This window comes from Stenotrophomonas sp. 78350_Sma (assembly GCF_056482105.1).
The window spans coordinates 4,328,493-4,349,554 of sequence record NZ_CM151182.1 but is presented as its reverse complement, the minus strand read 5'-3'; the positions used below and the strand labels follow the sequence as shown (position 1 = coordinate 4,349,554).

The following is a 21,062-nucleotide window of genomic DNA, read 5'->3' as shown; positions in this document are numbered from 1 at the left end:
TCATGCCTGCGGCTCCTGCAGCGAACCATTGCGCAGCGCGCGCTGTTCGCGGCGGCGCGCCAGCCATTCGGAGAAGCGCTCCATGTACAGGTAGATCACTGGCGTGGTGTACAGCGTGACCAGCTGCGACAGCAGCAGGCCGCCGACGATGGCGATGCCCAGCGGACGGCGCAGTTCCGAGCCGATGCCGGTACCCAGCGCCAGCGGCAGCGCGCCGAGCATGGCCGCGGCGGTGGTCATCATGATCGGGCGGAAGCGGAGCAGGCAGGCGCGGCGGATCGCTTCGTGCGCGTTGGCGCCGGCGCGGCGGGCCTCGATCGCGAAGTCCACCATCATGATGCCGTTCTTCTTGACGATGCCGATCAGCAGCACGATGCCGACGATGCCATCCACCGACAGGCTCAGGCCGCACAGCATCAGCGCCAGCAGCGCGCCGACACCGGCCGGTGGCAGCGTGGAGATGATCGTGATCGGGTGGATGTAGCTCTCGTAGAGCACGCCCAGCACGATGTAGATCACGACCAGCGAGGCCAGCAGCAACCACACCACATCGGTCTGGCTGCCGGTGAACTCGGCGGCCTTGCCGATGAACTCGGCATGCAGGTGGGTCGGCATGTCCAGGCTGTCCTTGGTCTCCTGGATCGCACGCACGGCTTCGGACAGCGAATAGCCCGGCGCCACGTTGAACGAGACCGTTACCGCCGGCAGCTGCTGCTGGTGGCTGACCACCAGCGGCGCGCTGCTGACCTTGCCTTCGGCCAGCGCCGACAGCGGAATGATGTTGCCGGCGCCGACGGTGATGCCGGTGTTCTGCGCGCCGATGCCGGTGGCGGTCGACGAGTTGGACGAGGTGACCTGGCCGAAGCTGGTGGCGTTGGTGCCGGTCAGTGCGCCGGCACCGTTGGAGGCGACCGCGAGCTGTTCCATCAGCGCCGTGCTGGTGCGGAACTCCGGCGCCACTTCCAGCACCACGCGGTACTGGTTGAGCTCGGTGAAGATGGTCGAGATCTGGCGCTGGCCGAACGCATCGTAGAGCGTGTCGTCGATGGTCTGCATCGGCACGCCCAGCACGCTGGCCTTGTCGCGGTCGATGTTCAGTTCAAGCGCGCGGCCCTGGTTGGACAGGTTGTTGTCGACGTCGGCCAGTTCCGGGCGCTTGCGCAGCGCTTCGGTCAAGCGCATGGCCTGGGTCGCCACCGTCGCCGAATCCACGTCCGACAGCGAGTACTGGTACTCGGTGGCCGCCACGCGGGTGTCCAGGGTCACGTCCTGTACCGGCTTCAGGTACAGCGCCACGCCGGGAATACCGGCCACCGCCTTCTGCAGGCGCGGCAGGATCTCGTCCAGGCCATCGCGCTCGCCGCGTTCCTTCAGCACGATCGACAGCTGGCCCTGGTTGAGCGTGGGGTTCATGCTGCCGGCACCGATGAATGCCGACACGCCGGTCACATCCGGATCGTGGCGCAGCGCTTCGGCGACCTGCTTGGTGCGCTGCTCCATCTGCGGGAAGGCGATGTTCTGGTCGGCCTGCACCACGCCGGTGATCAGGCCGGTGTCCTGCTCGGGCAGCAGGCCCTTGGGAATCAATACATACAGCAGCACGGTCAGCACCAGTGCGGCGCCGGCCACGGCCAGGGTCAGGCGCTGGTGGCCCAGCACCCAGTCCAGGCTGTGCTCGTACAGGCCCACGGTGCGTGTCCACAGGTTCTGCTTGCCGGCCGCCGCCGCACGCTCATGCGCGTCCTCGCCCTCGGGCAGGGCGTCGGGCTTGAGCAGGTAGGCGCACATCATCGGGGTCAGCGTCAGCGAGATCAGCATCGACAGCACGACAGCGATGCTCAGCACCCACGCGAACTCGTGGAACAGGCGGCCGGTGACACCGGGCATCAGCAGCAGCGGCAGGAACACCGCCACCAGCGAGACGGTCAGCGACAGCACGGTAAAGCCGATCTGGCGTGCGCCGATCTCGGCCGCTTCCTTGCCACTCTTGCCCTGCTCGATGTAACGCACGATGTTCTCGATCATCACGATCGCATCGTCGACCACGAAGCCGGTGGCCACCACCAGCGCCATCAGTGACAGGTTGTCCAGCGACATGCCGGCAAAGGCCATCACCGCGAAGGTGCCGGCCAGCGACAGCGGTACTGCCACCGACGGGATGATGGTGGCCCACAGCCGGCGCAGGAACACGAAGATCACCGCCACCACCAGGCCGATGGTGAGGATCAGGGTGAACTGCACTTCATGCACCGAGGCGCGGATGGTCTCGGTGCGATCGTTGAAGATCTCCAGGTGCACGTCGGCCGGCAGCACGCCCTGCAGCTGCGGCAGGATCGCGCGGATGCGCTCGACAGTCTGCACGATGTTGGCACCGGGCTGGCGACGCACTTCCAGCAGCACCGCCGGCTTGCCATCGGCCCAGGCCGCCAGCTGGTCGTTCTCCACGCCATCGACCACCTCGGCCACGTCGGACAACCGCACCGGGCGGCCGTTCTTGTAGCTGATGATGGTGTCGCGGTACTCGGCAGCGCTGGCCAGCTGGTCGTTGGTACCGATGCTGTAGGACTGGGTCTTGCCGTTCAACGAACCCTTCGGCGCATTGACGTTGGCCTGCGTGAGCGCGCTGCGCAGCTGTTCGAGGGTCAGGCCCATGTTCGACAGCTGCGCCGGGTTGACCTGGATGCGCACGGCCGGGCGCACGTTGCCGGCAATCGAGACCAGGCCCACGCCCTGCACCTGCGACAGGCGCTGGGCCAGGATCGAGTCGGCGTAGTTGTTGACGTCGCGTAGCGGCCGCGTGTCAGAGGTCAGCTTCAGGGTGACGATGGCCGCGTCGGCCGGATTCACCCGGTTGTAGACCGGCTGGTAGGGCAGCGACGAGGGCAGGGTGGCCTGGCGGATCGCCGCCTGCACGTCCTGTGCGGCGATGTCGATGTCGCGGTCCATCGAGAACTGCAGGATGATCGTCGACAACCCGGCCGACGAGTCCGACGTCATCAGCTCCAGCCCGGAAATCTGCCCGAACTGGCGCTCCAGTGGCGTGGTGACCAGCGAGGCCATGGTGGTGGCGTTGGCGCCGGGGTACTGGGTGGTGACCACCAGGCTGGGCGCATCGATTTCCGGCAGCGCCGATACCGGCAGCTTGCGGTAACCGAGGATGCCCAGCAGCAACAGGCCCGCCATCAACAGCGAGGTGGCGATCGGGCGGCGGATGAAGATCGTCGAAAAGCCCACGGACTGATCCTTGCTGGCACTTCAATGTCGGCGCCGGCAGGTCCGCCAGCGCGAGGGAGAACCGTGGCCTGCGCTCAGCGCGGGCCACCACCGCGACGGCCACCGCCGCCGTTCTTCTGTTCGGCGGCCTTCAGTTCGGCTTCGGTCGGTGCGGCCGGGGTCTCGCCCGGCTTCAGCGCGGTGACCTTGCTGCCCGGCTTCAGGCGGAACTGGCCTTCGCTGACCACGCGCTCCCCGCCTTTCAGGCCTTCTGCGATCTGCACCTGGCTGTCGCCCACTTCCACGCCGCTGCGCACGGTCTGCATCTTCACCGTGTTGTCGCCCTGCACGACATAGACGTACTCGCCATCCGGCCCGCGCAGCACGGCCTGGGTCGGAATGACCACACCACCGCCGATGGTGCGCAGCTGCATGCGCACGTTGACGAACTGACCCGGCCACAGGCCGTTGTCGGTGTTGTCGAACAGCGCGCGCGCCTTGAACGTGCCGCTGTCGGCACTGATCAGGTTGTCGACCACATCCAGCTTGCCGTCACCGGACAGCACGTGCGAATCGGCGCGGTCCAGCGCGGCCACCGGCACCGCACCGGCGGCCTGCGCCTGGCGCACGTCGCCGAGCTGGCGTTCGGGCAGGTTGAACAGCACGTGGATCGGATGGACCTGGGTCAGCGTGACCAGCGCGGTGCCGGCGTTGACCACGTTGCCGGCATCGACCGCACGGATGCCGGCGATGCCGGTGATGGGTGCGGTGACCTTGGTGTACTGCAGCTGCACCTGCGCCGAGCGCATGCTGGCATCGTTCGCCGCGACCGCGCTCTCGTACTGTGCCACTTGGTTTCGTTGTGTATCCAGATCGGTCTTGGCGACGAACTGGCGATACTCCGGCGCGTTCGAGCGCTGGTAGTTGGAGCGGGCGGTAGCCAGCAGCGCTTCGTTCTGGCGCTTGGCCGCCGCTGCCTGGTCGAAGCTGGCCTGGGCGGTGCGAGGATCGATCACTGCCAGCACGTCGCCCTTCTTCACTTCCTGGCCTTCGCGGAAGTTCAGGCTCATCAGCTGGCCACCGACCTGCGGGCTGACGGTGACGGTGTTCATTGCCGTCACCGTACCCAGTGCGCTGGCATACACCGGTACGTCCTGGCGCGTGGCCTCGACCACGGTCACCGGCACCGGGCCGGCATCCGGGTCTTCACCGCCCTGGCGCGCTCCCGCCGCCGGCTTTCCAGCCTTGTCCTTGCCCCCGCCGATGACGCGCAGGCCGACCACGGCCAGCACCAGAACCGCCACGACCAGCAGCACGATCTTCCAAACACGTGACATTACGAGGACTCCAAGAGGGCTGGACGGGGCGCGGCCCCGGTTGGCAATGCGCAAAGCATACCTGTGCCACATCACGTTTCCTGCATGACGGATGGGACGGGCGCTAAGACCGGATCCCGCGCGGGAGGTTCCCGTGGCGGCGGTGTTGCCCTACATTCAGCTGGAACCCTCTTGCTGTGGAGATTGCGATGCGCCGTTCGCTGCTGCTGTCCGCCCTGCTGCTGGCCCTGCCGGCCCTTGCCCACGCCCAGGACGGGCAGCGCCCGGAAGTGACCGCCGCCGCACAGCGATTGCAGGCCCGGGTGGTCGAATGGCGCCGTGACTTCCACCAGCACCCGGAACTGTCCAACCGCGAGGTGCGTACCTCGGCCGAGGTCGCCAAGCGCCTGCGTGCGATGGGCCTGAAGCCGAAGACCGGTATCGCCCACCACGGCGTGGTGGCGATCATCGAAGGCGGCAAGCCCGGCCCCAAGATCGCGCTGCGCGCGGACATGGACGCGCTGCCGGTGACCGAGCAGACCGGCCTGCCGTTCGCCTCCAAGGCCACCGACCAGTACCGCGGCCAGACCGTGGGCGTGATGCATGCCTGTGGCCATGACGCGCATACCGCCACCCTGCTGGGCGTGGCTGAAGCGCTGGTGTCGATGAAGAAGGACCTGCCGGGCCAGGTGATGCTGATCTTCCAGCCGGCCGAGGAAGGCGCACCGCCGCCGGAAGAGGGTGGCGCCGCGCTGATGCTGAAGGAAGGCCTGTTCGCCGACTTCAAGCCGGAAGCCGTGTTCGGCCTGCATGTGTTCTCCAGTGTGCAGGCCGGGCAGATCGCGGTGCGCGGTGGCCCGTTGATGGCTGCCTCGGACCGCTTCGGGATCAAGGTGATCGGTCGCCAGACGCACGGTTCGGCGCCGTGGAACGGCGTTGACCCGATCGTGGCCACCGCCGATCTGGTCGGCACCGCGCAGACCATCGTCAGCCGCCGCGCCAACCTGTCCAAGCAACCGGCGGTGCTGACCTTCGGCGCGATCAACGGCGGCATCCGTTACAACATCATTCCCGATGAAGTGGAGATGGTTGGCACCATCCGCACCTTCGACGAGGGCATGCGCCAGCAGATCTTCGCCGACCTGCGCAACGTGGCCGAGCACACCGCTGCCGCGCACGGTGCGAAGGCGGTGACCGACATCTACGAATCGGAAGGCAACCCCGCCACGGTGAACGACCCGGCGCTGACCGCGAAGATGCTGCCGAGCCTGCAGGCGGTGGTGGGCAAGGACAACGTGTACGAGCCGCCGCTGCAGATGGGCGCGGAGGACTTCTCGCTGTACGCGAAGGAAGTGCCGGGCATGTTCTTCTTCGTCGGTTCGACCAGCGTGGGCATCGACCCGGCGACGGCGCCGGCGAATCATTCGCCGAAGTTCCTGCTGGATGAGAAGGCGCTGGATGTGGGACTGCGCGCGCTGCTGCAGGTGAGCCTGGATTACCTGCACGGTGCCGGCACTCCGGCGGGATGAGGGTTTCCGGCAGGGCTGCGCCCTGCACCCGCTGAGGCCAAAGCCACGTCAACGTCCAAAGCTGGTTTCCTGAGGGATGGCGGGGTGGGTCCGGTGGCAGGGGACGCTGCAAGTACGTCCATGTAAGCTCGGTCGCCGCATCCATGCGGCTCACGCCCCTGCCACCGGACCCACCCCGCCTTCGACGGTTTCCCGCGAGCTGTCGGAACGACTTTCCGCTTCTGGTGGGTGTCGACCTTGGTCGACACGGCAGGCGTCAGGAACTTCTGAAGGATCGGTTTTTGATTTTGATTTTTCTGATCTTTCCCGTGGTGGCGGCCGCGTGCAGGGAACTGTCAGGGGCCGGGTGGGTAGGCGGGGCGGGGGTGTCCGCGGCATGGATGCCGCGGCCAAGCCCCCAAGGACGGGTTTACGGCGTCCCCCGACCCGCCTACCCACCCGGCCCAGCCGATAGACCGCCTTTCACGACGAACCAACAAAACCACCACGGAGGGGCTCCGCCGTTGGCCGGCCCGGCCGAAGGCCCGCTTCTGGCGCGATACAATGACGCCCATGAACACCCCACAGGATTCCAGCCTCGGTCGCGAGGTCAGTTACCCGTCGCAGTACGATCCCGGCCTGCTGTTTCCCATTCCGCGCAGCGGCGCCCGCGCCGAGATCGGCCTCGATGACGCCGCGCTGCCGTTCGTCGGCCACGACCGCTGGCATGCCTTCGAGCTGAGCTGGCTAGACCCGCGTGGCAAGCCGCAGGTCGCCGTCGCCACCGTGCAGGTGCCGTGCACCTCGCCGCGGTTGATCGAATCGAAGTCGTTCAAGCTGTACCTCAACTCCCTCAACAGCACCCGCGTCGACAGCGCCGAGGCGCTGCGCGAGCGCCTGGTGGCTGATCTGTCGGCCTGCGCCGGTGCGCCGGTCCAGGTCGAATTCGGCCTGCCGGGCCTGCGTGAGACGCCGCTCGGCGAATCCATCGATGGGCTGGACGTGGCGATCGACTGCTACGGCCCGCCGCAGGCGGACTTCCTTTCGGCCAATGCTGGTGAGGTGGTGGAGGAGACCCTGGTCTCGGCACTGCTGAAGTCCAACTGCCCGGTCACCGGCCAGCCGGACTGGGCGACGGTCAGCCTGCGCTACCGCGGGCCGAAGATGGATCGTGCCGGCCTGCTGCGCTATCTGGTCAGCTACCGCGAACACGCCGAGTTCCACGAGCAGTGCGTTGAGCGGATCTTCAGCGAGGTGTCTGCGCGCTGCCAGCCGCAATGGCTGGAAGTGGAAGCCCGCTACACCCGCCGTGGTGGCCTGGACATCAACCCGTGGCGCGCCAGCCCCGGCATCGCGGCTCCGGCTGCGACCTACCGAGAACTGCGGCAGTAACCGCCGGCCAGCGGCCGGCGCTACCTTTGGATCGCAGGCGGTTACGGGTAGTGCCGGCCGCTGGCCGGCAATCGGCCAAGGCCGGATCCCCCTGGCACAGCCGACCAGCGGCCGACACCACCAGGCACCTTATCTCCCGATTGTTCAGCCGCCCCCCGGGGCGGCTTCACATCTGCACCATCCCCATTTTACAACCGCCATGGCACCGTGCGAGCCATGTAGTCATGCAGACGGGAGTTGTGGATGAGTACCGAGAAGAAAGCCGATTTCTCCGGCGTCAGTGCCAGCGTCGACAGTACCGCCGAGCAGGTGCCGAAGGCGGACTTCTCCGGCGTCAGCGCTTCGGTGGACAGCACCGCCGAGATCGTCAGCGGCGGCACCTACACCGTGCAGAAGGGCGACTCGCTGTCGAAGATCGCCAAGCAGCATCTGGGCGACGCCAACGCCTGGAAGAAGATCTTCGAAGCCAACCGCGATGTGCTTGACGACCCGGACAAGATTTTCCCGGGCCAGACCCTGAAGCTGCCGCCGAAGTAAGCCGGCGATCGAACGCCGTCCGACAATCCCTGGGAGGAACCCCGAATGATCAAGACCACCCCGCTCCAGACCGCCCTGATCGCCGCCCTGCTGGGCAGCGTCGCCCTGGTCGGTTGCAAGAAGAAAGAGGAGTCGACCGACACCAACGCCGCTCCGGCGGCCACGGCTCCGGCCGAGCCGGCAGCGCCGGCGCCGATGACCGGTGCACCGCCGCCGATGGCGGAAGCTGCTGCGGTCAGTGTTTCCACTGTCACCGTGGGCAAGACCGCTGCCGCCGACAAGTCGGTCGCCCCGGCTGCACTGTTCTCGCCGAAGGATGACGTCATCGTCTCGGTCAAGACCGATGGCGCTGCCAACAACGTCAATGTCGGCGCCAAGCTGACCTTCCAGGACGGCCAGGTGGCCGGCGAACAGACCGCGACCCTGAATGCCAGCGGCGCGGAGACCACCAACGTCACATTCAAGAATGCAAAGGGCTGGCCGGCCGGCAAGTACCGCGCCGAGGTCATGGTCGATGGCAAGGCGGCCGGAACGCCGCAGGAGTTCGAGGTCAAGTAAGTCCTGCCGACTCTCTCCCGGCAGGACTCACGATGGACGCAGCCGCGAGGCTGCGTCCTTTTTTTATTGGGCGATGGTTGGCTTCATCCACGCACGGCGCGGATCTACTGGCGGCGGCGTTTGCGTGGATCCACGCCATGCGTGGATGGATCACAGCGTTGCCACCGTGCAGTACCGCCGCGTATGGCGCGGCTTTGCCCCGCGCGGCTGAAAACGCGACAATGCAGGGGTTTCCCCGCCGCGCGCCCACCCTGACGGCGACGGGGGAAAGCGACACGGTTGCACGTGGCCCGGCGCTGGCGCCGGCCTTCCCCTGAGCATTGCTACAGAGTCCAAGTCCCCCATGTCCAAGATCCTCTACACGCTGACCGACGAAGCACCGTTCCTGGCGACCCAGTCGCTGCTGCCGATCGTCGACGCCTACACCGCCACTGCCGGCATCGTGGTGGAAACCCGTGACATCTCGCTGTCCGGCCGCATCCTGTCGCAGTTCCCGGAACTGCTCAGCGACGCGCAGAAGGTCAGCGACGACCTGGCCGAGCTGGGCCAGCTGGCGACCACCCCGGACGCCAACATCATCAAGCTGCCGAACATCTCCGCTTCGGTGCCGCAGCTGAAGGCGGCCATCAAGGAACTGCAGGACCAGGGTTACCCGCTGCCGGATTACCCGGAAACCCCGGCTGACGACCAGCAGCGCGACTACAAGGCGCGCTACGACAAGGTCAAGGGCAGTGCGGTGAACCCGGTGCTGCGCGAGGGCAACTCCGACCGCCGTGCACCGCTGTCGGTGAAGAACTACGCGCGCAAGCACCCGCATCGCATGGGTGCCTGGGCGTCGGATTCGAAGTCGCACGTCGCGCACATGGCCGCCGGCGATTTCTACGGCAGCGAGAAGTCGGCCACCCTGGCCAACGCCGGTGCGCTGAAGATCACCTTCCACGGCAAGGACGGCAGCGCCGTCGTGCTGAAGGAAAAGACCGCGGTCAAGGCCGGCGAGATCGTCGATGCCGCCGTCATGAGCCGCAAGGCACTGGCCGCGTTCATCGGTGAGCAGATCGCCGATGCCAAGGCCCAGGGCGTGCTGTTCTCGCTGCACCTGAAGGCGACCATGATGAAGGTCTCCGACCCGATCATGTTCGGCGTGGCGGTCAACGAGTTCTACAAGGACGTGCTGGCCAAGCACGCCGACGTGCTCAAGCAGGCCGGTTTCGACGCCAACAACGGCATCGGTGACCTGGCCGCGCGCCTGCCGTCGCTGCCCGAAGCCACCCGCGCTGCGATCGAAGCCGACCTGGCTGCCGAGTACGCACAGCGTCCGGGCGTGGCCATGGTCAATTCGGACAAGGGCATCACCAACCTGCACGTGCCGAGCGACGTGATCGTCGACGCCTCGATGCCGGCGATGATCCGCGACTCCGGCAAGATGTGGAACGTCGAAGGCAAGCTGCAGGACACCAAGGCGGTCATTCCGGACCGCTGCTACGCCGGCGTGTACCAGGCCGTCATCGACGACTGCAAGGCGCACGGCGCCTTCGACCCGGCCACCATGGGCTCGGTGCCGAACGTCGGCCTGATGGCGCAGAAGGCCGAAGAGTACGGCTCGCACGACAAGACCTTCCAGATCGCCGCCGACGGCGTGGTCAAGGTCACCGACGATGCTGGCACCGTGGTGTTCGAGCACGCCGTGGAAGCCGGTGACATCTGGCGCATGTGCCAGACCAAGGACGCGCCGATCCAGGACTGGGTCAAGCTGGCCGTCGAGCGCGCCCGCCTGAGCAGCACCCCGGCCGTGTTCTGGCTCGATGCCGCCCGCGCCCACGACGCGCAGGTCATCGCCAAGGTTGAGCAGTACCTGAAGAACCACGACACCGCCGGCCTGGACATCCGCATCCTGCCGCCGGTGGAAGCCACCGCGTTCTCGCTGGACCGCATCCGCAAGGGCGAGGACACCATCTCGGTGACCGGCAACGTGCTGCGCGACTACCTGACCGACCTGTTCCCGATCATGGAGCTGGGCACCAGCGCCAAGATGCTGTCGATCGTGCCGCTGATGGCCGGTGGCGGCCTGTTCGAGACCGGCGCCGGTGGTTCGGCCCCGAAGCACGTTCAGCAGTTCGTGGAAGAGGACTACCTGCGCTGGGATTCGCTGGGTGAGTTCCTGGCCCTGGCTGCGTCGCTGGAGCACCTGGGCAACCGCTACGAGAATGCCGCCGCCCGCGTGCTGGCCAAGGCGCTGGACGAAGCCAACGGCCAGTTCCTGGACAACGACAAGTCGCCGTCGCGCAAGCTGGGTGGCATCGACAACCGTGGCAGCCACTTCTACATCGCGCTGTACTGGGCCCAGGCCCTGGCCGCGCAGGACGAAGATGCTGCACTGAAGGCACGCTTCGCCCCGCTGGCCAAGGCACTGACCGACAACGAGCAGAAGATCGTTGAAGAGCTGATCGCGGTGCAGGGCAAGGCCGTGGACATCGGCGGCTACTACCGCCCGGACGTGGCCAAGGCCAGCAAGGCGATGCGCCCGAGCGCGACCTTCAACGCCGCGCTGGAGCAGCTGCGCGGCTGATCCATCGCCGCTCGGTCGTGACACCGGAACCCGCGCTTCGGCGCGGGTTTCTTTTTGGCTCTGGGGTCAGATCCCTTTTGCCATGCAAAAGGGATCTGACCCCATTCGACCCGCGTCCAGAACCGTGACTTCCGTTGGCTGTCGGAATGCCGTCAAAGGGGCATGAAACTTGCCCGCGATGGCCGTCGCAGAACGGATATGAGTGGATCTGCAGCGGCCCTCGATCTGAGCAGTCGATCACGACGGCTGCCGTTGGCGATGCCCTAGCCTTGGCGACGCGAGGCCACCGGGGAGGTGGCCGCACGGGGAACACGGATGGCACGCGTGCTGGTAGTGGGAACCGACATCCAGGGCGAGCAGGCCCTGCTGCAACGGCTGCGCGTGGCATCGGCCCTGCCGGACGGCCAGATCCGCCGCAGCCAGGACCTGGATGATTGCGACCTGCTGGTCATCCGCGATACGCCGGCGCTGCGCAACGCGGCCCAGCGCATGCGCCAGCAACGCCCGCGACTGCAGTGCTGGATCGAGGATCTGGGGGGCCAGCTGCGCGACGGCGATGGCCACCAGGACATACTTGATGACGGTGCCATCGGCCGTGCATTGCGCGGCATGCAGTTGGCAGCGGAACCCCTGGCAATGCATGCACCCGCACCGATCCGCCTGGCCGATGGTGCGCATGCCATCACCCGCCTGTTGCGCGAGCGGCTGCCGTTGCGACAGGGCCAGGCACTGTTGAGTGATGCGGGCGAGCCTCTGCTGCTGATGGATCTGGAGCACGACCAGGCCGTGCTGCTGCAGGAACCGGCTGCGGCGCTGGTGGAGCGTTTGGCCGATGCCTTCGAACGCCTGCAACTGGATGCGCTGACGCCGGCACGCCTGCAGGCGCTGGCCGGCGAGCGGCCACGCCAACCACTGCGGCCGCTGCTGTGGCAGTGGGCACAGCGCAGCCGCCATTGGCAGGCATTGGACGAACGCCTGCGTGGCGCCTCAGTGAAGCTGCTGCGCTGGCCCGACTTCCGCGTACTGGGCCATGACCACGATGGCTTCCGGCTATGCTCGCTGCTGCTCAAGCGCGCGTGCACGGTTGACGAGTGCGCGATGCTGCTTGAGTTGCCGGCTGCGGCGGTGCGCGATTTCATCCATGCCGCCTACCTGTGCGGCTACGCGCAATTGCAGAGCGCCCCGGTGGCACCGATGCCGACAGTACGTGGCAGCGGCACTGGCACCGACAACGGCCTGCTTGCGCGCCTGTGGCGGCACCTGCGCGGGAGCGAGCGCAATGCGTGAGCACAAGGTGGTCGTGCTGGGCGGCATGGGCAGTGGCAAGTCGACCCTGGTGCGCAGCATCGCGGCCGGGGCGGTGATCGATACCGATGTGGCCAACAGTGACCGCATCGGTGCCGACAAGGCGTCCACCACCGTCGCGCTGGACTATGCCGATATCGATCTGCCCAATGGCGAGCGCCTGCGGCTGTACGGCACGCCGGGCCAGCAGCGTTTCGATTTCCTCTGGCCGATCCTGCTGCAGGGCGCCCGCGGCGCCGTGCTGCTGCTGGATGCGCGGCGCGCGGGCGCGGTTGCCGAACTGGAGGATTACCTGCAGGTACTGCGACCGTTCGCATCGTCATTGGCGCTGGTGGTGGCCGTCACCCATCTGGACCAGGCACCGCACGCCGCGCTGGACGACTGGGCCGCACGCGCCAGTCTCGATGATCAACCGCTGCCATTGCTGGCAGTGGATGCCCGCGACCGCGAACAGGGACTGCTGCTGATGGATGTACTGATGAGCGAAATGGAAGCGCATGCACTGGTGGCCGCGCATGGTTGATGGGCAGGTGGCGGTACTGCCCGATGCCGGCCAGCGTGAGCGCCTGCAGCCGCTGCTGCAGGACCTGCGGCAGCGGGTGGAAGGCGTGCGCACGGTGGTGCTGGCCAGTGTCGATGGCTTCGCCCTGGTCAGTGCCGGTGCCGAAGGGCGCGGTGAACGCCTGGCAGCGATGACCAGCGCGATGCTGGCGCTGGCCGCAGCAGTGGGGCGCGAACTGGTGCTGGGTGATCTGCAGACGCTGATGCTGGAGGCCGCGGGTGGCAAGGTGCTGATGCTGGCCATCCAGGCCGAAGGGCGCGCACCGCTGCTGCTGATGGCAGCCTGCGACCAGCGCAGCGTGATCGGCCAGGTGCTGTGGCAGAGCAGGGAATGTGGCCAGGCGATCCTGGCCGAACTCGGCGGATCGTGAGCCCGGCCGCAGGGGAACGAGGGGCTCGAACCAACATCGACAAGGGGTGCGACGTGGCTGGATTGAATGAATCGTTGAACGCACTGATGGGCATCGACGGCGCGCAGGCAGTGGCGCTGGTCGACTACGAAAGCGGCATGCTGCTGGGTGAGGCCGGTGCCGGCATGGACATGGAAGTGGCCGCCGCAGGCAACACCGAAGTGATCCGCGCCAAGATGAAGACCGCCGCATCGCTGAATCTCAACGACAGCATCGAGGACATCCTGATCTCGCTGGGCAAGGCGTACCACATCATGCGCCCGGTGGCGAAGAAGAAGGGGCTGTTCTTCTACATCGTGCTCGACCGTACCAAGTCCAACCTGGCCCTGGCCCGGCGCAAGGTACAGGACGTGGAGGCCGATCTGGCGATCTGAACCGCCGGCTCCTGTGGAGCCGAGCATGGGCTCGGCTCCACAGGAGAACGAAACGTCATGCTCGTCTGTTTCCAGCCGCAGTCACGGTACCGGAAGCAGCAGCGCGGTCACGAACGAAAGCGCCTTGCTGTCCCGCGCTGCAAAGTATGCCGGTGCTTTCTCGGGGAGCCATACTTCATTGAAGTGGCGGCGGAAGTCCTCGTAGAACTCGTTGGGGTACAGCTTGGCCGGCACCGTGCGTCCATCCGGATAGGTGTGGTCATACATGGGCAGTGCATCGGTGTCGACGCCCCGGTGGTCCCTCAGCCACTTGCAGAACAGGCGCCCTTCGGAAATATCCGGCACCAGCGCCTGCGGCAGGGTGTAACCGGCGTCTTCAAGCGGCGCGATCAGGTTCAACGTCAGCTCGTTGAGCATCGAGAAATGGGTGTACGGTACCTTGGCCCGGTTCTGCAGGTAGCGCTCGATATGCGCGGGCATTACCGCGTTGGCGTGGCCCTGCTGCCATTCCACCACCCACTGCGCGACCTTCACCGCGAACTTGCGCGACAGCCACTGGCCCAGGTTGATGGCCAGATAGGGATGGATCCAGGTGCCCTGCATGGTCGGGATGCCGCCGGAGACCACGTGGATGAGTTCGTGCTCGGCCAGCCCGGTCTGGAGGGTGAGCTCCTGCAGGAACTCCTCCGTCGATTTCAGTGCCCGGTAGTCGGACCAGCGCTTGTTCACGGACTGGCACAGCGCGGTGGCGCTGATGTAGCCGTCCCGCGCCCGCTGCGGGATTACATTGCCTTCCTCCATGCGCGGGATCAGGGTCATTTGCTGCATGCGTCACCTCGTGCCGTTGTGAGCCTGGAAGGGTAGGCAACACGGTGGACCGGGGTCTGTAGGAATCGTTGCGTTTTCGTGGGACGCAATGGACCTGCCCCTGCAGAGCCGGACCGGCGCTCGGCTGTGCTTCGGGCAGATTGCGGTGAACCAAGCCGGGCATCGGCCCGGCTCTACACAAGCCGCCCCACGCCAGCGTATGGTGAAGCCGGTCCTACCGGGTAAGCCCTGAATGTCCGAGCCTCACATTGCTGCCGAGCTGGCACCGCGCATCGCGGTGGCCATCCGCGATGGCTTCGAGGATTACCATGCTCGATTCGCGGGCGTGACCGCCCGTGCGCGGCAGCGCTTCGAGCAGCGCGACTGGGCCGGTGCCCGGCAGGATGCGGTCGAGCGCATTGTGCTGTACGACCTGTGCATCGCCGAGCAGATGGATGCACTGCGCCGCCTTGCCGGCGAGGCGATCGGCCAACGTGCGCTCTGGCTGCAGGTGCATGCGCAGTACAGCGCGCTGCTGCTGGGGCTGATCGACGCCGAGCTGTACAAGACCTTCTACAACACGTTGTCGCGGCGCATGTTCGCCACCCGCGGCGTGGATCCGGCGCTGGAGTTCATCGCCTTCGATGTCGAACCCTCCGATGCCATCACCCATCCGGTCGCACGGCATACCTACGCGGTTTCGCCGACGCGGCCGGTGGAGGCGCTGCAGCGGGTGCTCGCCGACTACCGCTTCGGCATTCCCTACGTGCATCAGCTGCGCTGTGCGGCAGCCATTGCGGTGCGACTTCAGGATGACCTCGCCCATTGGGGGGACACGCCGGTGCGCAGCATCGAGCTGCTCGACACCGTGTTCTACCGCGAGCGCCGCGCCTATCTGGTGGGCCGCGTGTTCGGCGAGCATCGGTTCTCGCCGTGCGTGATTGCGCTGGTCAACGACGAGCGTGGCCTGCGCGCCGATGCAGTGCTGACCCGGCGCCGGGACGTGGCCCACCTGTTCGGCGTGTCACGCAGCTATTTCCAGGCCAACCTGGCCACGGTCGGTGATGCAGTGGTGTTCCTGCGCAGTCTGCTGCCGGGCAAGCCCATCGATGAGATCTACACCGTGCTGGGCCGCGCCAAGCAGGGCAAGACCGAGCGCTACCGCACCTTCTTCCGCCACTTCAACGAGCATCCGCAGGAGCGGCTGGTGCATGCCGAAGGCACGCCGGGCATGGTCATGGCGGTGTTCACCCTGCCCAGCTATCCGCTGGTGTTCAAACTGATCCGCGACCGTTTCGCGTGGCCCAAGGCGATGTCGCGGCAGCAGGTGGAAGAGAAGTACGCACTGGTGTTCAACCTCGATCGTGTCGGCCGCCTGCTCGACGCACAGCCCTATCGCCACCTGCGCTTTCCGCGCGACCGCTTCGCTCCGGCACTGCTGGAGGAACTGCTGCAGCAATGTGCACAGAGCGTGCGCGTCGATGGCGACGAGGTGGAGATCGCACTGTGCTACGTGCAGCGTCGTTTCCGTCCATTGAACCTGTACCTGCGCGAGCAGGGCGGGGAGGCGGTACGTGCAGCGGTGCTCGACTACGCGCAGGCGATCACCGACATGGCGCGCAACAACATCTTCCCCGGTGACATGCTGCCGAAGAACTTCGGCGTGTCGCGGCACGGCCGGGCCGTGTTCTACGACTATGACGAACTGTGCCTGGTCAGCGACTGCGAGTTCCGCGCCTGGCCGCAGCCGCGCACGCCGGAAGAAGCGCTGGCTGACGAACCCTGGTTCCATGTGGGGCCGCGCGATGTGTTTCCCGAGCGCTTCGGCCCATTCATGGGCCTGCCGGCGCGCGAACTGGCCGCGGTACGCGAGCACTACCGGCATCTGTTCGATCCGGCGTGGTGGCAGGGCCTGCAGGAGCGCTTCGCCCGCGGTGACTATCCGGATACACCGCCCTATGCTGGCGCGCATCGGTTGGCGTAGCCCGGCCGAACTGTCCCGGAGGTGAAGACTGCGCTACGCTCGGCATTCATCACCAAGGATCCGGCAATGATGCGTCCCCCCCTGTTCCTCGCTCTCGCGTTGGCCGTCGGCGCCGGCGCTCCCCTGCTTGCCGGCGATGCCAGCGCACAGACCACGCGTGCGGTGCGTGCCACCGCGGAGATGAGCATGGTGCTCACTGGCCATATCGAGGTCACGCCCGAGGGCGCGGTCAGTTCGCTGGTGCTGGACCAGAAGTCGATGCTGTCTCCGAGCATCGCGTCTTTCGTGGAGGGCACCATCGGTGGCTGGCGCTTCGAACCCACCCTGCGCGATGGCAAGGCGGTGGCCGCACGTGCGCCATTGCGGGTGCGCCTGCGGGGCAAGGCCATGGCCGATGGTGGCTACGAAGTCAGCATGACCAGCGTCAATTTCAGCGAGTACGATGAGAAGGCCACCGATTCGGTGACCCGAGGGCGCATGGCACCCCCGCGTTATCCGGAAGAAGTCTATCGGAGCGGTGGGCAGGGTGAAGTGCTGCTGGTGGTCCGGATCGCGCGTGACGGCACGGTGGCCGATGTCGTTGCCGAGCAGGTGAACATGACCGTGGTCGGACGCGAGCGCACCCTTGCCAAGATGCGCGAGATCCTGGCCAAGGCCGCCGTCAGCAGTGCCCGCAAGTGGACGTTCAAGCCACCGACCACCGGCGAGGCCAGCACCCGCGACAGCTGGACGGTACGCATACCGGTGAATTTCGGCCTGAACGATGATCCCAATGGAGCGGAGCGCTATGGCCGCTGGCGTGCCTTCATTCCCGGCCCGCGGCAGGCCGTGCCGTGGCGGAAGGCAGATGCGATCGAGCAGGCCGGCGGCGACCTGCTGCCCGAGGGCGGCATCTACATGGTGGACGGCGCCAAGCGCGGCCTGCGCCTGCTGACGCCGCTGGAGCAGGGCTGACGATCACTGCGGAGCCGGCCAGCCCGGCTTCGCGTCAATCGGCGTAGGGGTAGACCACCACCCGGTTGCGGCCCTGTTCCTTGGCCAGGTACAGCGCCTTGTCGGCCAGCCGCAGTGCCTGCTCGGCATCGACATGGAAGCTGGGGAAGTGGGCCACGCCCAGCGAGACGGTGATGGTGCCGACCGGTTCAAACGGATGGTCGGCAATGTGCTGGCGCAGGCGCTCGCCGGCCTGGCGTGCCGACTCGGTGCTGATGCCCGGCAACAGCAGCAGGAACTCCTCGCCACCGGCGCGGCAGAGGATGTCGCTGTCGCGTGAGTAGCGGCGCATCTGGTCGGCGATATGGACGATGGCGGCGTCGCCGACATCATGGCCGTGGCTGTCATTGATCGATTTGAAGCGATCGATGTCCAGCGCCAGGATCGCGAACGGAATGCCCTGTACCTGCAGGGCATCCAGTGCCTGCTGCAGGCCGCGGCGGTTGAGCAGGCCGGTCAGCGGATCGGTGCGGCTGGCGCGGTTGAGCGTGCCGATGCGGTCCTGCAGCGCATTGAAGCTGTGTAGTACCGCCTGCTTCAGCTGGGCGACCTCGAAGTACCACGCGCGGATGCCGCTGACGTGGTTGATCGCGTTGCCGGTGTCTTCGCCGCCCTGCACGTTGCGTGCGAGCTGCCACAGCGGCATCGAGATGCGACGGGCGAACCACCAGGTGATCAGCAGCGACAGCAGGCCCAGCGGGATCGCGTTCCAGATTACCGCGGTCATCAACCGCGACAGCGGCTGCAGCGTGGCCTCGGTCGGGCGCTGGGCGATGATGCCCCAGCCGGTGGCCGCCACCGGCGCGTAGCCGGCCAGCATCGACACGCCCAGATTGTTACGCACCTGCTGCGCGCCGCGCTCGCCACGTACCACGGCCTTCACTGCGGGGTTGCCGACCACGTAGTCGCCCACCCGCTTGCCATCGGCGTGGTACAGCAGGCGGCCATGACGGTCGACCACGTACAGGTAGGAACCATCACGGTAGTAGTGCTTGCCCAGCAGCGTGTGCAGTGCGCTGCGCTGGCGCAGGTACAGGGTGCCGCTGACGTAACCACGGTAGTGGCCCTGGCGATCGAAGATCGGGTGCGACAGCGAGACCAGCAGCTTGCCGGTGGCCGACTGGTACGGGTCGCTGATCATCGGCTGGCGCGCGGCCAGCGCGGCGTTGTTGCCGACGCTGTGCAGCACTTCGCCCTGCAGCTGCAGGGTCTGCGGTGAGGTGGCGATCACCAGGCCGTCGGCGTCCACCACCAGCGAAGAGTTGAAGCTGTTGGTCTGCAGCTGCAGGCGGCTGGCTTCGTCCTGGGCCTGAGCCGGATCGAGGTTGCCCTGGCCGAGCCGGGTGGCGGCGTAGGCCAGTTCCTGCTGGGCAGCCAGCAGGAAGTTCTGGGTCGTCTCGGCCAGCTTGGTGGCGTAGACGCGGTTGGCTTCCAGGGTGTTGCCGACCAGCTGGTCGCGCTGCACCCGGTAGCTGGCCAGCAGGGTGTTGGCCAGCGCGATGATGGCACTGAGCAGGGCCAGGGCGAGGATCAGCTTGCCCAGGTTGAGGCGGGGAGACAGCGTTCGCATGCGTCGACGGATCCGGCAGGAGGCTGGACCCGACCGGTTCTCCGGAAGGGGCGACAGCGGGAATCGGTGGCCACGCCCTCGGGGCCGGGCAGGGCATCGGGCGGATTATCGCCAAAACCGGACGGCGGTGAAGTGAAGTGGGTCGCCCTGCAGGCAAAAAAAAACCTGCCGCAGGCGGCGGCAGGTTTCTTCAAGCGCAGCGTTGGGCTCAGCGCTTCATCGAACCGAAGAACTCGTCGTTGGACTTGGTGTTCTTCATCTTGTCCAGCAGGAACTCCATCGCGGCCATTTCATCCATCGGATGCAGCAGCTTGCGCAGGATCCAGATCTTCTGCAGCAGTTCCGGTTCGATCAGCAGGTCTTCGCGGCGGGTGCCCGAACGGTTGATGTCGATGGCCGGGAACACGCGCTTTTCAGCGATACGGCGGCTCAGGTGCACTTCGCTGTTGCCGGTGCCCTTGAACTCTTCGTAGATCACCTCGTCCATCTTCGAGCCGGTGTCGACCAGCGCGGTGGCGATGATGGTCAGGCTGCCGCCTTCTTCCACGTTGCGCGCAGCACCGAAGAAGCGCTTCGGGCGGTGCAGGGCGTTGGCGTCCACGCCACCGGTCAGCACCTTGCCCGAGCTCGGCACCACGTTGTTGTAGGCGCGGGCCAGGCGGGTGATCGAATCGAGCAGGATCACCACGTCCTTCTTGTGCTCGACCAGGCGCTTGGCGCGCTCGATGACCATTTCGGCCACCTGCACGTGGCGCGCGGCCGGCTCGTCGAAGGTCGAGCTGATGACCTCGCCGCGCACGGTGCGCTGCATTTCGGTCACTTCTTCCGGGCGCTCGTCGATCAGCAGCACGATCAGGTGCACGTCCGGGTGGTTGGTGGTGATGGCCGTGGCGACCTGCTGCATCATCATGGTCTTGCCGGCCTTCGGCTGCGACACGATGAGCGAGCGCTGGCCCTTGCCCTGCGGGGCCATCAGGTCGAGGATGCGGCCGGTGATGTCTTCCGACGAACCGTTGCCACGCTCCAGGGTGAAGCGGCGGCGCGGGAACAGGGCGGTGAGGTTCTCGAACAGCACCTTGTTCTTCGACGCTTCGATCGGCTCACCGTTGATGGTGTCGACGATGTTCAGCGCGAAGTAGCGCTCGCCGTCCTTCGGGAAGCGGATGCGGCCGGAGATGTGGTCGCCGGTGCGCAGGTTGAAGCGGCGGATCTGGCTGGGCGAGATGTAGGTGTCGTCCGGGCCGGCCAGGTAGCTGGCTTCGGCCGCGCGCAGGAAGCCGAAGCCGTCCGGCAGGATTTCCAGCACACCGTCGGCGGCGACGCCGTCACCGTGGCGGGTCAGCACCTTCAGCAGGGCGAAGATCACATCCTGCTTGCGGGCGCGGGCCACGCCTTCGGAGATCTGCAGCTGCTCGGCGATCTCCAGCAGCTTCTGCGCCGGCATGCGCTTGAGGTCGCTCAGCGAATAGACCGGGAAGCCTTCCGGAACGTTGGCATGCGGGCGCGGCACGAAGGGCTGCTGCTCGCCGCCGTCGTTGGGCATACCGTCGTCGCGGAAGCGGTTGTTGTTGTTGCGGTCGCGGTCGCGGCGGTTGCGGAAGCGGTCACGGCGGTTGCCCTGGCCTTGCTGGCCGTTCTGGTTGTACGGGTTCTGGCCCTGGTTCTGGCCACCCCCCTGGTGGTTCTGCTGCCGCGGCTGGCCGGATTCGCGACCCTCACCACCTTCGCCACCGCCACTGCTGGCAGGGGCCTCGGCGGCGGGCGCGCTCGGTGCGGGGGCGGGGGCCGGGGCCTCGGGCGCGGCGGCCAGCGGCAGGGTCGGCTGCGCCGGAGCGGCGCTGGTTTCGGCGGCTGCCGGGGCGGCGGCCTTGCTCACGCGGGGCTTGCGCACGCGCTTTTCGGCGGGCGCATCGGCGCTGCCGGTTTCGGAAGTGTTATCGGACAAGAGCGTTATTCCTCGCTTGAAGG

The 21,062-nt window shown here is 66.9% G+C and carries 16 protein-coding genes; 11 read left to right on the top strand and 5 right to left on the bottom strand.

Features of this window, described 5'->3' with window-relative positions:
• Both ACZK4H_RS20030 and ACZK4H_RS20025 read right to left on the bottom strand, forming a co-directional pair.
• Positions 1 to 3,234 carry an efflux RND transporter permease subunit gene (locus ACZK4H_RS20030; protein WP_099554779.1) on the bottom strand — a complete coding sequence of 1,078 codons (3,234 nt, stop codon included), beginning with the start codon at positions 3,232 to 3,234 and terminating at the stop codon, positions 1 to 3.
• 74 nt (positions 3,235 to 3,308) lie between these two features.
• Complete coding sequence (locus ACZK4H_RS20025; protein WP_099554777.1) at positions 3,309 to 4,550, bottom strand: efflux RND transporter periplasmic adaptor subunit; 1,242 nt, start codon at positions 4,548 to 4,550, stop codon at positions 3,309 to 3,311.
• A gap of 188 nt (positions 4,551 to 4,738) precedes the next feature.
• Between ACZK4H_RS20025 and ACZK4H_RS20020 the strand changes: the two genes are divergently transcribed.
• The 9 genes from ACZK4H_RS20020 to ACZK4H_RS19980 all read left to right on the top strand — a co-directional run bounded on the left by ACZK4H_RS20020 (position 4,739) and on the right by ACZK4H_RS19980 (position 13,740).
• Positions 4,739 to 6,058 carry a M20 family metallopeptidase gene (locus tag ACZK4H_RS20020; RefSeq protein WP_099554789.1) on the top strand — a complete coding sequence of 440 codons (1,320 nt, stop codon included), beginning with the start codon at positions 4,739 to 4,741 and terminating at the stop codon, positions 6,056 to 6,058.
• A 552-nt stretch (positions 6,059 to 6,610) separates the two neighbouring features.
• A complete protein-coding gene (gene queF, locus ACZK4H_RS20015; RefSeq protein ID WP_099555123.1) occupies positions 6,611 to 7,429 on the top strand; it encodes an NADPH-dependent 7-cyano-7-deazaguanine reductase QueF in 819 nt (272 codons plus the stop codon).
• A gap of 243 nt (positions 7,430 to 7,672) precedes the next feature.
• Positions 7,673 to 7,966: a LysM peptidoglycan-binding domain-containing protein gene (locus ACZK4H_RS20010; protein WP_005411287.1), complete on the top strand. Its 294-nt coding sequence runs from the start codon at positions 7,673 to 7,675 to the stop codon at positions 7,964 to 7,966.
• Positions 7,967 to 8,011: 45 nt separating this feature from the next.
• Entirely contained in the window at positions 8,012 to 8,524 is a 513-nt protein-coding gene (locus ACZK4H_RS20005; protein ID WP_099555121.1) for a hypothetical protein, read from the top strand.
• A 343-nt stretch (positions 8,525 to 8,867) separates the two neighbouring features.
• Positions 8,868 to 11,090, top strand: a complete 2,223-nt coding sequence (locus ACZK4H_RS20000; RefSeq protein ID WP_099555119.1) for an NADP-dependent isocitrate dehydrogenase — start codon at positions 8,868 to 8,870, stop codon at positions 11,088 to 11,090.
• 315 nt (positions 11,091 to 11,405) lie between these two features.
• A complete protein-coding gene (locus tag ACZK4H_RS19995; protein WP_099555117.1) occupies positions 11,406 to 12,377 on the top strand; it encodes a hypothetical protein in 972 nt (323 codons plus the stop codon).
• Entirely contained in the window at positions 12,370 to 12,918 is a 549-nt protein-coding gene (locus tag ACZK4H_RS19990; protein ID WP_099555115.1) for a GTP-binding protein, read from the top strand. The genes ACZK4H_RS19995 and ACZK4H_RS19990 overlap by 8 nt, the downstream gene beginning before the upstream one ends.
• Positions 12,911 to 13,327 carry a roadblock/LC7 domain-containing protein gene (locus tag ACZK4H_RS19985; protein ID WP_099555125.1) on the top strand — a complete coding sequence of 139 codons (417 nt, stop codon included), beginning with the start codon at positions 12,911 to 12,913 and terminating at the stop codon, positions 13,325 to 13,327. Before ACZK4H_RS19990 ends, ACZK4H_RS19985 begins: the two co-directional genes overlap by 8 nt.
• Positions 13,328 to 13,380: 53 nt before the next feature.
• Positions 13,381 to 13,740, top strand: a complete 360-nt coding sequence (locus ACZK4H_RS19980) for a hypothetical protein (protein WP_049424080.1) — start codon at positions 13,381 to 13,383, stop codon at positions 13,738 to 13,740.
• Between the two features lie 81 nt (positions 13,741 to 13,821).
• Here ACZK4H_RS19980 and ACZK4H_RS19975 read toward each other — a convergent pair whose 3' ends face one another.
• The gene (locus ACZK4H_RS19975) at positions 13,822 to 14,559 is read right to left on the bottom strand and encodes a KilA-N domain-containing protein (protein WP_239503796.1); all 738 of its coding nucleotides are present in this window, start codon (positions 14,557 to 14,559) and stop codon (positions 13,822 to 13,824) included.
• 241 nt (positions 14,560 to 14,800) lie between these two features.
• On the opposite strand from ACZK4H_RS19975, the gene aceK reads away from it, so the two are divergent.
• Entirely contained in the window at positions 14,801 to 16,531 is a 1,731-nt protein-coding gene (gene aceK / locus ACZK4H_RS19970; RefSeq protein WP_099555111.1) for a bifunctional isocitrate dehydrogenase kinase/phosphatase, read from the top strand.
• 66 nt (positions 16,532 to 16,597) lie between these two features.
• Entirely contained in the window at positions 16,598 to 17,485 is an 888-nt protein-coding gene (locus ACZK4H_RS19965) for an energy transducer TonB (RefSeq protein WP_099555109.1), read from the top strand.
• Positions 17,486 to 17,519: 34 nt separating this feature from the next.
• On the opposite strand, the gene ACZK4H_RS19960 is transcribed toward ACZK4H_RS19965, so the two are convergent.
• Together ACZK4H_RS19960 and rho are read right to left on the bottom strand one after the other, a co-directional pair.
• The gene (locus tag ACZK4H_RS19960; RefSeq protein WP_099604046.1) at positions 17,520 to 19,094 is read right to left on the bottom strand and encodes a sensor domain-containing diguanylate cyclase; all 1,575 of its coding nucleotides are present in this window, start codon (positions 19,092 to 19,094) and stop codon (positions 17,520 to 17,522) included.
• 208 nt (positions 19,095 to 19,302) lie between these two features.
• Entirely contained in the window at positions 19,303 to 21,039 is a 1,737-nt protein-coding gene (gene rho, locus ACZK4H_RS19955; RefSeq protein ID WP_164145958.1) for a transcription termination factor Rho, read from the bottom strand.
• Positions 21,040 to 21,062: the final 23 nt, after the last annotated feature.